The sequence below is a fragment of the Nocardioides sp. Z38_18 genome (genome assembly GCF_058215695.1).
Genome location: NZ_JBZAJE010000002.1, coordinates 261,343 through 275,395, shown reverse-complemented (window position 1 = coordinate 275,395; position 14,053 = coordinate 261,343). Strand labels below are relative to the sequence as shown.

Sequence of the window (14,053 nt, the reverse complement as noted above, 5' to 3'; positions counted from 1 at the left end):
CATCCCCACGTGGCAACCTGTGCTGCATGGGACCCGGCGAGGTGCGCAGCGACGGCGCTCGCGCCACCCGCTGGGTCGTCGGCGGTGCCGTGGTCGCCACCATCGCGCTCCGGATCCCGCTCCTCGACCTCCCGGCCTGGCCCGACGAGGGCGGGTTCCTGCTGGTCGGTGGTGGGTGGCGCCTGGGGGGCCACGCCGCCGACGGAGGGCTGTACGGCGGCTACTGGGTCGACCGGCCACCGGTCCTGATCACCCTCTACGGCCTGGCCGAGCGGCTCGGGGGCCTGCTCGCCCTGCGCCTCCTCGGGGCCCTGGCCGCGGCGCTCACCGTGGCCTGTGTCGCCTGGATCGCCCATTCGGTTGCGGGAAACCGCGCTGCCCGGTGGGCGGCGGTGACGGGGGCAGCGCTCCTCTGCACCCCGCTGCACTGGTCGTTCATGGTCGACGGGGAGCTGGTGGCCGCGCCGTTCGTCGCCGCCGGCATCGGGTGCGTGGTGCGCGGTCTCGTCACGGGCGGGCGCCGCGGGCTGCTGCTCCAGTCCGTGGGCGGGGTGCTCGCGGTCGCGGCGATCCTGACCAAGCAGAACCTCGCCGACGTGTTCGTCTTCGTGGCGGTCGCCCTGCTCGCGAGGCTGCTCTCGCGCTCGCTGCGCCCCGATGACGCCCTGCGGCACGCCGCTGCGTTCGCGGCGGGCGCGCTCGCCGGCGGTGCCGTGGTGGCCGCCTGGACCCTGGCCCACGGCACCCGCCTGGGCCCGGTCCTCTACGCGATGTACCCCTTCCGCCTCGATGCCGCCGAGGCGTCCGCGTCCAGGGTCGGGTCGGAGTCCGCGTTCTCCTGGGACCGGCTCGGCGCGATGACCACCGCGGCGCTGCTCAGTGGGCTGCTGCTGCTCGCGGTGTGGGTCACCGTCGCGGGACTCCGGCGACGCAACCGCGACGCCTACGTGCTGGCGCTCCTGGCGGTGCTCGCCTTCGACGTGTTCTCCGTGGCCGCGGGGACCAGCTACTGGCTGCACTACCTGATCCAGCCCGTGGTGCCGGTCGCAGCCCTGACCGGGATCGTGGCGGCCCGGGGGTCCTTCATCCGTGTCCTGGGCGTGGCTGCGGGGATCAGCGCCGTGATCGCCTGGGCAGTATTGCTGACGTCGCCTCCCCGGACCGCCCAGGAGCTCGTGGGGGAGGCGATCGCCGACGTGTCCGCGCCGCAGGACACCATCGTCACCCTCCCGGGGCAGTCGAACGTCAACTACGCCGCGGGCCTGGACTCGCCGTACCCCCATCTCTGGGCGCTCCCGGCCCGCACCCTCGATCCCCGGGGTCGCCGGCTCGAGCGGCTGCTGGCCGGGCCGGAGGCGCCGACCTGGGTGGTCAGCTTCGCGCCCGTACGCCGGACGCCTCCGCCCGGCTCGATCGGCGCGGCGATCAGGGAGCACTACCGCCCGGTCGCGCGGATCTGCGGGGCCATGGTGTTCCTGCGCGCGGACGAGAGCCGGGCACACCCCGTGCCGGACCCCCGGCCGGACGCGACCGCGGACTCGCGCTGCACCTCGATCGCCCGGGCGCCCTCGCTGTCGCTGCTGCCCGACTGAGACGACGCCCGGCTGAGACGACTCAGGGGCGGCGGGCGGCCTCACGCGAGAGCCCACGCACGGAGGAGAACGTCCACACCTTGTTCAGCACGAAGGACAGCGGCGTGACCAAGCCGACCGCGATCAGCTGCGCCCAGTAGAGCCGGGTCCGGAAGCCGCTGGAGTCGTCGAAGATCCCGCTCGGCAGGGCGAGGGGCGAACCGGGGTGGAGCATCAGCGTCAGCAGCCCGAGGTTGGCCAGCAGGCCCGCCAGCCCCACGACCAGGAAGGGGACGTACTCGCGGCGCCAGCTGGCGTGCACCGAGCTGCGGAAGGTCCACCGCCGGTTGAGCTGGAAGTTCCACAGGTTCGCGACCAGGAACGCGAGCGTGGCGTAGACGTGGTACCAGCGGACGTTGAAGTCGGTGCCGGGCAGGTCGACGGCCACGTGGTCGGGATCGGCGCCGAGCTTGTTGCACGCGATCACCACCAGCAGGTTCACCACGACGCCAGTGCCGCCCACGGCCGCGAACCGGAACAGCAGCTTCCAGTTCTGGCCGTGCCGGACGAACACGTAGTCACGGATCCGTCGCACCCGACCGACAGTACCGAGGCGGTGGTCCTCCACCCCGCCCGCCACGACGAGGGGAGGACCACCGCCTCGGGGGCGGGTCGGCTACTTCACCTCCGAGCGCAGCACCAGCCAGAGCCCCACCGCGAGCGGAGCAGCCAGCCAGATCGCACCGGAGACGCCCAGCTGGGCCCACTGCTCTCCCGAGGGGGTCCCGTCGAACAGCGCCGTCTGGGAGTAGTTGAAGTCCACCCAGGCCTGCAGGTCCGCGAACCACTGCTGGAAGGCGGCCAGCATCCCGAAGATCGTGGGCAGCACCAGGGAGTAGACGAAGTACGCCACGATCGCGCCGGCCGAGTTGCGGATCAGCACCCCGAGCATGAACCCGATCAGCAGGCCGAGGACGTTGGCCAGCACGATCAGGGCGAACTCGGTCACCGAGACGTTCCAGACGGTCTCCGTGCCGGTGATGGCCGTGCCGACCACGTTGCCCAGTGCTCCCACCACGAGCGCGACCAGCATGGAGGCGACACCGACGCCCACCGCACAGATCGCCTTGGCCCAGATGACGCGGCCGCGGTGGGGGACCAGCGTGAACGTGGTGAGCCCGCTGCGCTGGCTCCACTCGCTGGTCACCGACAAGATCGCGATCATCGGCAGGATCACCGCCATCGGGAAGCCGATCGCGCTGGCGAAGGTCTCGAAGGTGAGCTCTGACTCCGGAGCGAACAAGATCACCGCCCCGGTGGCGAGCAGGGCCGTGATGCCGATGCTCGCCAGCAGCCAGAAGCCCGACCGGGTGTCGAACATCTTGCGCAGCTCCACCCCGACGACCCGGCCCAGCGGGATCGGAGCGGGCTCGGCCCGGGTGGCGGCGCTCCGGGCCGCCCCGCGCTCGACGGGCAGGCCGGCCGCATCCGGGGACGCCGCGTCGGCGAGGGCGTGACGGGCGGTTTCCTGGAATGACCTCATGCTGCTGCTCCTTCTCGTTGTGACTGTGCGGTGAGCTCGAGGAACATCTCCTCGAGCCCTGCTCCGTCGGCGGACCGGAGCTCGGTCAGGGCGATGCCGGCGGCCAGGGCGACCTGGCCCACCCGGGCGGCGTCGGCGCTGGTGCGCACCGACCCGTCGGGCGACGCGGCCGCCGTGATGCCGGCGGCCTCGAGCGCGTGCGCGAGCCGGTCGGGCGAGGCGCTGCGCGCGACGGTCCCGGCCGCCTGCAGCAGCTCGGCCTTGGTGCCCTGGGCGACGATGCGGCCGTTGCCGATCAGCACCAGGTCGTCGGCGATGACCTCGATCTCGTGGAGGAGGTGCGAGGAGAGCAGCACGGTGCCGCCCTGGTCGGCGTAGCTGCGCAGCAGGTCGCGCATCCAGCGGATCCCTGCGGGGTCGAGGCCGTTGGCCGGCTCGTCGAGGATCAGCACGCGGGGGTCCCCGATCAGCGCCGTGGCGATCCCGAGCCGCTGGCGCATGCCGAGCGAGTAGTTGCGCACCCGCCGGCCGGCCTCGTTCTCGGTGAGGCTCACCCGGTCGAGCATCTCCTCGACCCGCGCCTTGGGGATCCCCATGGTGCGCTGGGCGATGGAGAGGATCTCGCGGCCGGTGCGCCCGGCGTGCTGCGCGGACGCGTCGAGGAGCACCCCGATCTCGCGGCCCGGGTTGGGCAGGTCGGCGTACAGGCGTCCGTCGATGCGGACGTCGCCGGAGGTGGGCGGGGTCAACCCGACCATCACCCGCATGCTGGTGGACTTGCCGGCCCCGTTGGGGCCCAGGAAGCCGGTCACTCGTCCGGGACGGGCGGTGAACGTGACGTCGTCGACGGCGGTGAAGCGGCCGTAGGTCTTCGTGAGGGAATCAACCGTGATCATGGTCCGAGCCTCGTCGCCGACGGGGTCCGGCCACATCAGGGAGGTTGCTGGACTCACCCCTGAGCCGTCCCTGAGGTGCCTCAGGGGAGCCGGGGGTGCGCGCCGGGGGCGGCGGGAACACGGGACCCCGCGGCGTGGTTGTGCGACACATGAGGATCGAGATCTGGTCGGACGTCGTGTGCCCGTGGTGCTACATCGGAAAGCGGCGGCTGGAGACGGCGCTGTCGCGGTTCGAGCACCGCGACGAGGTCGAGGTGGTCTACCGCTCCTTCGAGCTCGACCCCTCCTCGCCGCGGGTCCCCGACCAGACGGTCGCGGAGCACCTCGGCGACAAGTACGGCGGCGGGCCGGAGGCCGGTCGCCGGATGCTGGAGCAGGTGGAGGCGGTCGCCGCCGAGGAAGGGCTGATCTTCCGGCTCTCCGAGGCCCAGCGCGCGAACACCGTCGATGCCCACCGGTTGCTCCACCTCGCGCTCGACGCCGGAGGGCCGGCACTGCAGTCGGTGCTCAAGGAGGAGCTGCTCGCGGCGTACTTCCTGCGGGCGGAGAACGTGGCCGACCCGGAGGTCCTGCGCCACGTCACGCAGCAGGCGGGTCTGGACCCAGCCCGGGTCGAGGACGTGCTCGCCGGCGCGGAGTACGCCGAAGCGGTCGAGGCCGACGTCCGGGAGGCAGCCTCCCTGGGCGCAACCGGGGTCCCGTTCTTCGTCGTGGACCGCAAGTACGGCGTCTCCGGCGCCCAGCCCGCCGACACGTTCCTCGAGGTGCTGGAGCGTGCCTGGAGCGAGTCCCACCCCACGCTGGAGCACGTGGGCGCCGCGGCGACCGACGGCGAGATCTGCGGTCCCGACGGGTGCCCGGTCTGAGCTCGAGGGCACGGCTCAGCAGGTAGGGTTGAGGCTCCGCACGGCACCGTGCTCCGCGGCTCTCGGGCCACGCATCCCGTCCACCATGCGAGGACCAACCCTGTGACCCACACCCGTCCGCGGCCCGTCGTACTCATCGCCGAGGAGCTCAGCCCGGCCACTGTGGCCGCCCTGGGTCCCGACTTCGAGATCCGGCACTGCGACGGCGCCGACCGCGCCGAGCTGCTGGCGGCGATCGTGGACGCCGACGCGATCCTGGTGCGCTCTGCGACCCGGGTCGACGCCGAGGCACTGGGTGCGGCGCGGCGGCTCCGCGTGGTGGCACGTGCCGGGGTCGGCCTGGACAACATCGACGTGCGGACCGCGACCCAGAACGGCGTGATGGTGGTCAACGCCCCGACCGCCAACATCACCAGCGCCGCGGAGCTGGCGGTCGCGCTGATGCTGGCCGCCGCCCGGCACATCAGCCCGGCGCACGCCGCGCTGACCCGGGGGGAGTGGAAGCGCAGCAACTTCACCGGCACCGAGCTGTTCGAGAAGACCCTGGGCATCGTGGGCCTGGGCCGGATCGGCGTACTCGTGGCGCACCGGCTGGCCGCGTTCGGCATGGACGTGATCGCCTACGACCCGTTCGTGCAGCCCGGGCGCGCGGCCCAGATGGGCGTACGGATGGTCACCCTCGAGGAGCTGATGACCGAGTCGGACTTCATCAGCGTGCACCTGCCCCGCACCCCCGAGACGATCGGCCTGATCGGCGCGGAGCAGTTCGCGCTGGCCCGACCCGGCCTGGTGCTGGTCAACGCTGCGCGGGGCGGGATCGTCGAGGAGAAGTCGCTGTACGACGCCCTCAAGACCGGCCGGATCGCAGCCGCCGGCCTCGACGTCTTCGCCCAGGAGCCGTGCACCGACTCGCCCCTGTTCGAGCTGGACAACGTCGTGGCGACACCGCACCTCGGTGCCTCCACCGCGGAGGCGCAGGAGAAGGCCGGCCTGGCCGCGGCGAGGTCTGTCCGCCTCGCCCTGTCCGGCGAGCTGGTGCCGGACGCGGTCAACGTGCAGGGCGGCCTGATCGCCGAGGACGTGCGCCCCGGGATCCCGCTGGTGGAGAAGCTCGGCCGGATCTTCACCGCCCTCGCGGGCGAGGTCGCCCAGCAGATCGACGTCGAGGTCCGCGGCGAGATCGCCGACCACGACGTCAAGGTCTTCGAGCTCGCCGCGCTCAAGGGCGTCTTCGGCGAGGTGGTGGAGCACGACGTCTCCTACGTGAACGCACCCCTGCTCGCCGCCGAGCGCGGCACCGAGGTCCGGCTCATCACCGACTCCGAGAGCCCCGACCACCGCAACCTGATCACCCTGCGCGGCACCCTGGTCGACGGGTCGCAGGTCTCGGTCTCCGGCACCCTGATCGGGATCGGCCAGCGCGAGCGCCTCGTCGAGGTCAACGACTTCGTGGTCGACCTCGAGCCCACCGAGCACCTCGCCTTCCTCACCTACCGGGACCGGCCCGGCATGGTGGGCACCCTGGGCCGCATCCTCGGCGAGGCCGGGGTGAACATCGCCGGCATGCAGGTCTCCCGCGCCGAGAAGGGCGGCCAGGCCCTCGTCGCACTCTCCGTCGACTCCGCCGTCACCGCCGAGGTGCTCGAGGACATCCGCACCTCCATCTCGGCCGACATGGTCCGCGGGGTCGACCTCTCCGAGTAGTTCGCCGAGCGGGCACGAACGTCCCGGTCAGGCCACCAGGTTCGGGGCCAGGCGGGGGGTGAAGCCGGGGTCGGCCACGGTCTCGCGCCAGGCCAGGCCCAACCGGGCGATCGCGTCGACCAGCACGTGCGCCGGTTGGGTGTAGGGGAGCCGGACGAACCGGTCGAGGCCTCCCTCCGGCGCGAAGCTGGGCCCGGAGGCGAGGAGGACGTCGCGCTGCTCGGCGCGGGGCACCAGCGCCGTGGAGAGCGCGTCCGGGAGCTCGCACCACAGGTTCAGGCCCCCGGTCGGCCGCGTGGGCCGCCAGTCGGGCAGGTGCTGGCCGACGGCGACGAGGGCGGCGTCCCTGGAGGCGCGCAGCTGCTCGCGCCGGTGGCCGAGCAGGTCCTCGCCGTCGCGCAGGAGATCGGTCGCCACGAGCTGCTCGAGCAGGGGAGCCCCGAGGTCCAGCGTCAGCCGGGCACGGAAGAACGCGTCCATCCGTGCAGGCGGCACCCGGATCCAGCCGATCCGCAGGCCGCCCCAGAACGGCTTGCTCAGGCTGCCCACGCTCACGGTGTCCTCGAGGTACGACGCGAACGGCGGCGGCATCTCCTGGCCGTCCAGGGAGAGCAACACCATCGACTCGTCGATGATCGGGGTGGTGCGGGTCCGCGCAAGGGTCCGGGCGACCGCGGCCCGCCCGGTAGGGCCCATCAGCGAGCCGGTCGGGTTGTGGAAGTCGGGGATCAGGTAGGCGACCCGAGGAGCCACCTGGCGCAGGGTCGTGGTCAGGGCGTCGGTGTCGGTCTCGTCGCGCGGCAGGTCGACGCCGACGATCCGCGCCCCCGAGTGGGTCAGCGTCGCGATCGCGTTGGGGTAGGTCGGGCTCTCGGTGACGGCCCGGTCACCCATGCCGAGCAGGGCCCGCGCCGAGATCGCGACACCGGCCATGGCCCCCGGCACGACCATGATCTGGTCCGGGCTGGTGGGCAGCCCCCGTGCGGCGTACGACGACGCGACGGCCTCGCGCAGCGCCGGCAGCCCGGAGGGGTAGTAGCCCGTCCCCGCGAGGTACGCCGGCAGCTCCGCGACCGCACGCTCGTAGGCGGCGAGCACCCCCGGACCGGGCAGCGGCGCGGCGCAGGTGAGGTCGATCTTGTCCTCGGGGAGGTCTCCCGGCGGCAGCAGGTGGTCGCCACGGTGCCCGCGGGTCGCCGGGAGGCTGGCCACGCTCCCGGACCCCTGGCGCGAGACCAGGTACCCGTGCTCGCGCAGCTGCGCGTAGGCGCGGGTCACCGTGGTCCGGCTGACCTCGAGCGCCCCGGTCAGGTCGCGCTCGCTGGGAAGTCGTACGCCGACCGGGACCCGGCCGTCGGTGATCAGCACCCGCAGTCCCTCGGCGAGGCCCCGGTAGGCGGGGGAGCGGTCGAAGTCGCCGAGGAGGGTGGCGATCCGGGGGGCCGAGATCAGGCGGGACATGCAGACCAGTGAATCAGCATTGGATGTTTGCGACCAGACCACTTCGCGATCCAATGAGGTAATGACCAGCCAGCCCCCTCTCGAGTCCCTGGGGGACGCGGTGCCCCGTCGGGTGCGCGACCTGGCCCGCCTCGGCCCGGTTGCCCAGCTCCGGGCGGGCCGGCTGCCGCGGCGGTTGGTGCAGCTCACCCTCGGGCTGGTGCTCTACGGCATCACCCTGGCGATGCTGATCCAGGCGACGCTGGGCAACGCGTCCTGGGACGTGCTGCACCAGGGGATGGCCGAGCACCTGCCGATCAGCATCGGCACCGCCGTCATCGTGATGAGCCTGGTCGTGCTCCTGCTGTGGATCCCGCTGCGCGAGCCCCCGGGGCTGGGCACGATCGCGAACTCCCTGGTCGTCGGGCTCGTCGCGGACGCGACCATCAAGGTGCTGGACACCCCCGACGTGCTCTGGGAGCGCGCCGCGCTGATGGTGGCCGGGGTGGTGCTGAACGCGCTGGCCACGGCCGTCTACATCGGCTCGCAGTTCGGCCCCGGTCCCCGGGACGGGCTGATGACCGGCCTGCACCGGCGGACCGGCATGCCCATCGGGGTGGTGCGCACCTGCCTCGAGGTCGTGGTGGTCGCGGTCGGCTGGGCCCTCGGTGGAGTCGTGGGCGTCGGCACGGTGCTCTACACCCTCGCGATCGGTCCGCTGGTCCAGGTGATGCTGCCGCGCTGCATCGTCGAGCTCAACGAGGCGAAGCTGCCCGCGCGGCGCCCTGAGGTGTGACTAGCGGCGGGTGGCGATCAGGGCGCTGGCGTCGGGGGCGACCATCACCTCGACGGCGGCGAAGCGCTCGTCGAGGAGCCAGTTCTCGCGGAGCATGTCGACGCGGCCGTCGGTGATCGGCGGCCACATCTGGCAGGGGGCGAAGTCGTCGAGCACGACGATGCCGCCGGGCTCGACGAGGTCGGCCACCACGTCGACGTCGGCGTCCTCGGGGACCGAGGGGTCCAGGAACAGCAGCGAGTACGGCCCCTTGTTGCGCAGCGTCGACCAGTCGGCGGCGAGCACCTCGACCTGCGGGTCGTCCTGGAAGATCTCCTGCGCGGCGACGGCGAGGTCCGAGTCCACCTCCGCGGAGATGATCTGCGTGCCGGGGCGTACGCCGGAGCGCAGCCAGGCGGTGCCGACGCCGGCGCCGGTGCCGAACTCGGCCATCGTCCCGGACCTCGTGGCGGCCAGGGTCGCGAGCAGCCGCCCGGTCTCGTTGCGGCAGAAGGACACGTAGCCGGCTCGGCGCGAGACCGCGAACGCCCGGGACACGATCTCAGGGACCTCAGGCGGAGCACTCATGCCCCGAGTCTCGCAAATCCCTCGGGCCATCCCAACGACGAGACGGTCGTCTCGAATCGCGAGATGCGGCGTGTCCCCGGCTTCGAACGGCTGGGAGGCAGGCGTAGGCTTGCGCACATCATGCGGAGGAACTTCGTACTTATTTGCCGCCGTGGCGGGGCCTCGATTCGATAGGCCACCTCGCCGCGGAGTTCGGCGTACCCGCCGACAGGCCTCTCAACCCCTCCGCGAGCGAGACACAGAAGTCCCACCCCTGATTTCTCGCGAACCGCATCCGCCCTTGTGATCCATCGGCGTCGAGCGGTTCCTCTCCTCCCGGAGTCCCCTTTCAAGACTGACTCAACTCCAGGAGAAGCACGATGTACGACATGTACCCCGAGTGGGGACCGGCCAGGAACAACCCGGACAGCTCGTGGAGCAGGCAGGCCCTCCAGGCCGCGCTCGACCTGCGTGACAACGGGGGACAGCGCCCGGACGACAACTGATGCAGGTCCACTAGCATCTGGTCCATGCCCCCCACGAACGAGTCTGTGAAGCTTGCCGTCATCCCCGGTGACGGGATCGGTTCCGAGGTGACCGCAGAGGCCCTCAAGGTCCTCGAGGCCACCTCGACCGGCGTCAAGTTCGAGCCCACCCGCTACGAGCTCGGCGCGGAGCACTACCTCGCGACCGGCGAGGTGCTCCCGGACTCGGTGCTCGAGGAGATCCGCCACCACGACGTGATCCTCCTCGGCGCCATCGGTGGCAAGCCCAACGACCCGAAGCTGCCGGCCGGGCTCCTCGAGCGCGGCCTGCTCCTCAAGCTGCGGTTCGCGCTGGACCACTACGTGAACCTGCGACCCAACCGGATCTTCCCCGGTGCGGCCTCACCCCTCGCCGCCCCCGGGGACGTCGACTTCGTCGTCGTGCGGGAGGGCACCGAAGGCCCCTACACGGGCAACGGCGGTGTCCTCCGCGCCGGTACGCCGCACGAGATCGCCACCGAGGTGTCGGTGAACACCGCCTTCGGGGTCGAGCGCGTGGTGCGCGACGCCTTCCGCCGGGCCCAGAAGCGCCGCGGCAAGCTGACCTTGGTCCACAAGACCAACGTGCTCGTCAACGCGGGCCAGGTCTGGTGGCGGCTCGTGCAGAGCGTGGCCGCGGAGTACCCCGAGGTCACGGTGGACTACATGCACATCGACGCCGCGATGATCTTCATGGTCACCGACCCCGCCCGGTTCGACGTGATCGTCACCGACAACCTGTTCGGCGACATCATCACCGACCTCGCGGCGGCCGTCACCGGTGGTATCGGCCTCGCGGCCAGCGGCAACGTCAACCCCGACCGGACCGCTCCGTCGATGTTCGAGCCGGTCCACGGCTCGGCCCCCGACATCGCGGGCCAGCAGAAGGCCGACCCCACGGCAGCGATCCTGTCGGTGGCCCTGATGCTCGACCACCTCGGCCTCGAGGACGCAGCCGCCAAGGTCGAGGACGCGGTCGTGGCCGACCTGGCCGCTCGCGAGGGCGGCGAGCGCGGCAGCACCTCGGAGATCGGCGACTCCGTGGCCGCCCGCGTCGCTGGCTGACCCCGGCCCTTCGTCACCGGGGCTGCCCGGCCCCGGCCCCGGCGGCCCGGTGCCGGACCCGCCGAACCCGGCTCCGGGCGGGACGGCCAGGGCCCCCGACAGGGAGCGTAAAAGCGACGCGCGGCGCGAGAAGACCAGGCCGGGAACGGCAGGGAAGTCCGAGCGACGCGGGCCGCCAAGCGACTGAGGGGGTGCTGGGCGGCACGACCGGAGCCGACCCCGTGGTGGTTCCGGCCCCGTTGCGCCACCGAGAGTGACTCCGAAACCCACATCGACGAGAGATAGCGTGCCCTTATGACGCTCGACATCACCACCACCGTCTCGGACGCACCGCGCAACGACTCCGAGGTCGCCGAGATCCTCGCCGACCCCGGGTTCGGCACCTACTTCACCGACCACATGCTCAGCCTCGAGTGGACGCGCGAGCAGGGGTGGCACGACGCCCGGATCACGAAGTACGGGCCGCTGAGCATCGACCCGGCCTCCGCGGTGCTGCACTACGCGCAGGAGATCTTCGAGGGGATGAAGGCCTACCGGCACGCGGACGGGTCGATCTGGACCTTCCGGCCCGAGGAGAACGCGAAGCGGATGGCGCGGTCCTCGCAGCGGCTGGCGCTCCCGGTGCTGGACCCCGAGGACTTCGTGCAGGCGGTCGACGCCCTGGTGCGGGTGGACCACCGCTGGGTCCCGTCGCCGGAGGGGGAGAAGAGCCTCTACCTGCGCCCGTTCATGATCGCCTCGGAGGTGTTCCTCGGGGTGCGGCCGGCCCAGCACGCCACGTTCATGGTGATCGCGTCGCCTGCGGGGTCCTACTTCACGGGCGGGCTCACCCCGCTCAGGCTGTGGCTGACCGAGGAGTACACCCGCGCCGGACGCGGTGGCATGGGTGCGGCGAAGACGGGCGGCAACTACGCCAGCTCCCTGGTGGCGCAGCAGGAGGCGATCGGTCACGGCTGCGACCAGGTGGTCTTCCTCGACGTCGCCGAGGGCAAGTACGTCGAGGAGCTCGGCGGGATGAACATGTACTTCGTCTTCAAGGACGGGCACATCGTCACCCCCGAGACCGGGACCATCCTGGAGGGGATCACCCGCTCCGCGATCATCGACCTTGCCACCAAGAAGGGCTACCGGGTCGAGGAGCGGAAGTTCTCGATCGACGAGTGGCGCGAGGGCGTCGCGAGCGGCGAGATCACCGAGGTCTTCGCCTGCGGCACCGCTGCGGTGGTCACCCCCGTCGGCACCTTGAAGTGGGCCGGCGGCGAGGTCGGCGGCTCCACCGAGGCCGGCCCGCTGACCAAGGAGATCCGCCAGGACCTGGTCGACATCCAGTACGGCCGCGCCGACGACGCGTTCGGGTGGATGCACCGGGTCTGCTGATGGCCCGACTACCGTTGGGCCGGTGACGAACCTGCCCACGCCCCCGCCCGAAGAGGCGCGCGTCGGCGACTACCGACTGCTGGCACTGATCGGCGAGGGCGGGATGGGCGTGGTCCACCTCGCCCTGGCGCCGGACGGCCGCCGGGTGGCGCTCAAGGTGCTGCGACCCCACGTGGTCGGCGACGTGGAGGCCCGTGGGCGGCTGGCCAGGGAGGTCAGCTCGCTGCGCCGGATCATCAGCCCGCGGATCGCGGAGATCCTCGACGCCGACCCGCACGGCCCGGTGCCCTTCGTGGTCACCCGCTATGTGCCGGGGCTCTCGCTCTACCACCACGTGGCGGAGGAGGGGCCGGTCGAGGGCGCCGACCTGCTGCACTTCGCCGACGGGCTGGCCGAGGCGCTGGAGGCGGTCCACCGGGTGGGCGTGCTGCACCGCGACGTGAAGCCCACCAACGTGCTGATGGAGGGTCGCTCCCCGGTCCTGATCGACTTCGGCCTCGCCCGCCTGGCCGACGACGCGCGGTTCACCCAGGCCGGGTGGCTGCTCGGCACGCCCGGCTACCTCGCTCCCGAGATCCTCTACGGCGACGAGGCCACTCCCGCCGCGGACGTGCACGCGTGGGCGGCGACCGTCGCCTACGCGGCCACCGGCCGGCCGCCGTACGGCACCGGCCCGGCGATGGCGGTGATGGACCGGGTACGGCGCGGCGAGCACAACCTGCAGGGCGTGCCCGACCCGATCGCCGAGCTGCTCCGCGCCGGCCTCTCACCCGAGCCCCTGCAGCGGCCGACGGTGGCCGAGCTGCGCTCGACGGTGCGCGAGCTGCAGCACGTCGCGCGCATGGCCGCGCGTCCCGCCCCCGCCCCCGAGCTGTGGACGATGCCGTTCGCGCCGGCTGCACGGGCTGCGCCGGCCGGTCCGGCGTCACCGCAGGCGGATCCTGCCCCGGTGACCCGGGTACTGCCCCCGGACCCGGCACCCGCAGACCCGCCCGCAGCCCCGTCACCCGTGGTTCCGTCACCCGTGGTTGCGGTGCCCGCGCAGCCCCCGGAGGCGGTCACCGAGCCGGCTCCGCTGTCGCCGCCGGCTCGCGACCAGTTCCGGGACCAGTTCCGGGACCAGGTCCAACCGGGTCCCGCACCCTGGCTCGCCCCGACGCCGCGCGAGAGCAGCCGTCCCCAGCAGCTGCTGCAGCTGGTGGGGCTCGGCGCCCTGAGCGGTGCCCTGGTGGCCTACGCCCCCTACCTCGGTACGGCGCTGGTGACCCTCGTGGTGCTGGGCCTGCGTACCGCCTCGGTGGCGCGCCAGCGGCACGGCCGGCGACGGCTGATCCGTGGCCGGCCGCGCTGGTACGACGTCCCGACGACCGCCGTGTCCACCCCGGGCTACCTGCTGCTCGCCTCCTTCGGGACGGTGTCGCTGATCGCCGGGGCCGGACTGACCGCACTGGCGATGTTCTCCCTCGGCTACCTCTTCGGTCAGCCCGCGGCGGTGGGGCTGCTCCTCGCCGGCATCGGATTCGCCCCCGCCCTGTGGTGGGGACCGGGCTCGGGCCGGGTGCGCGAGACGACCCGCGGTCTGGTGCGACGCACGAGCCGCTCGGAGTTCGGCGGCTGGGTCGTCGCGGGGGCGTGCCTGCTCGGGACCGCCGTACTGGTCGGCCTGCTGCTCGGTGACGGCCCCAACTGGGCGCCGTCCCTGGCCGCGCCCTGGGGCTGAGCGAG

At 72.4% G+C, this 14,053-nt stretch carries 13 protein-coding genes; 8 read left to right on the top strand and 5 right to left on the bottom strand.

What is annotated here, in order from left to right:
* Positions 1-26: 26 nt before the first annotated feature.
* Entirely contained in the window at positions 27-1,592 is a 1,566-nt protein-coding gene (locus tag AC4BGC_RS12455) for a hypothetical protein (protein WP_490556059.1), read from the top strand.
* Between the two features lie 22 nt (positions 1,593-1,614).
* Here the strand turns inward: AC4BGC_RS12455 and AC4BGC_RS12450 are convergent, their stop codons facing one another.
* From AC4BGC_RS12450 to AC4BGC_RS12440, 3 genes are all read right to left on the bottom strand, one after another.
* Positions 1,615-2,166 carry a GtrA family protein gene (locus tag AC4BGC_RS12450; RefSeq protein WP_490548139.1) on the bottom strand — a complete coding sequence of 184 codons (552 nt, stop codon included), beginning with the start codon at positions 2,164-2,166 and terminating at the stop codon, positions 1,615-1,617.
* 81 nt (positions 2,167-2,247) lie between these two features.
* Positions 2,248-3,114: an ABC transporter permease gene (locus AC4BGC_RS12445; protein WP_490556057.1), complete on the bottom strand. Its 867-nt coding sequence runs from the start codon at positions 3,112-3,114 to the stop codon at positions 2,248-2,250.
* Positions 3,111-4,010 carry an ABC transporter ATP-binding protein gene (locus AC4BGC_RS12440; RefSeq protein ID WP_490556055.1) on the bottom strand — a complete coding sequence of 300 codons (900 nt, stop codon included), beginning with the start codon at positions 4,008-4,010 and terminating at the stop codon, positions 3,111-3,113. Before AC4BGC_RS12440 ends, AC4BGC_RS12445 begins: the two co-directional genes overlap by 4 nt.
* A 149-nt stretch (positions 4,011-4,159) precedes the next feature.
* On the opposite strand from AC4BGC_RS12440, the gene AC4BGC_RS12435 reads away from it, so the two are divergent.
* Both AC4BGC_RS12435 and serA read left to right on the top strand, forming a co-directional pair.
* The gene (locus AC4BGC_RS12435; protein ID WP_490556053.1) at positions 4,160-4,876 is read left to right on the top strand and encodes a DsbA family oxidoreductase; all 717 of its coding nucleotides are present in this window, start codon (positions 4,160-4,162) and stop codon (positions 4,874-4,876) included.
* A 102-nt stretch (positions 4,877-4,978) separates the two neighbouring features.
* Positions 4,979-6,580 carry a phosphoglycerate dehydrogenase gene (serA, locus tag AC4BGC_RS12430; protein ID WP_490556051.1) on the top strand — a complete coding sequence of 534 codons (1,602 nt, stop codon included), beginning with the start codon at positions 4,979-4,981 and terminating at the stop codon, positions 6,578-6,580.
* Between the two features lie 27 nt (positions 6,581-6,607).
* Here the strand turns inward: serA and yczR are convergent, their stop codons facing one another.
* Complete coding sequence (gene yczR, locus AC4BGC_RS12425) at positions 6,608-8,041, bottom strand: MocR-like transcription factor YczR (protein WP_490556050.1); 1,434 nt, start codon at positions 8,039-8,041, stop codon at positions 6,608-6,610.
* Between the two features lie 61 nt (positions 8,042-8,102).
* Here yczR and yczE point away from each other — a divergent pair, with 61 nt between their 5' ends.
* Positions 8,103-8,816 carry a membrane protein YczE gene (gene yczE, locus AC4BGC_RS12420; RefSeq protein ID WP_490556049.1) on the top strand — a complete coding sequence of 238 codons (714 nt, stop codon included), beginning with the start codon at positions 8,103-8,105 and terminating at the stop codon, positions 8,814-8,816.
* On the opposite strand, the gene AC4BGC_RS12415 is transcribed toward yczE, so the two are convergent.
* Positions 8,817-9,383, bottom strand: a complete 567-nt coding sequence (locus AC4BGC_RS12415; RefSeq protein WP_490556048.1) for an O-methyltransferase — start codon at positions 9,381-9,383, stop codon at positions 8,817-8,819.
* Between the two features lie 359 nt (positions 9,384-9,742).
* Between AC4BGC_RS12415 and AC4BGC_RS12410 the strand changes: the two genes are divergently transcribed.
* The 4 genes from AC4BGC_RS12410 (at position 9,743) to AC4BGC_RS12395 (ending at position 14,048) form a co-directional block, all read left to right on the top strand.
* Complete coding sequence (locus tag AC4BGC_RS12410; RefSeq protein WP_490548148.1) at positions 9,743-9,868, top strand: hypothetical protein; 126 nt, start codon at positions 9,743-9,745, stop codon at positions 9,866-9,868.
* Between the two features lie 24 nt (positions 9,869-9,892).
* Positions 9,893-10,951 carry a 3-isopropylmalate dehydrogenase gene (locus AC4BGC_RS12405; protein ID WP_490556047.1) on the top strand — a complete coding sequence of 353 codons (1,059 nt, stop codon included), beginning with the start codon at positions 9,893-9,895 and terminating at the stop codon, positions 10,949-10,951.
* A gap of 294 nt (positions 10,952-11,245) precedes the next feature.
* Complete coding sequence (locus AC4BGC_RS12400) at positions 11,246-12,328, top strand: branched-chain amino acid aminotransferase (protein ID WP_490556046.1); 1,083 nt, start codon at positions 11,246-11,248, stop codon at positions 12,326-12,328.
* Between the two features lie 22 nt (positions 12,329-12,350).
* Positions 12,351-14,048 carry a protein kinase domain-containing protein gene (locus AC4BGC_RS12395; protein WP_490556045.1) on the top strand — a complete coding sequence of 566 codons (1,698 nt, stop codon included), beginning with the start codon at positions 12,351-12,353 and terminating at the stop codon, positions 14,046-14,048.
* Positions 14,049-14,053: the final 5 nt, after the last annotated feature.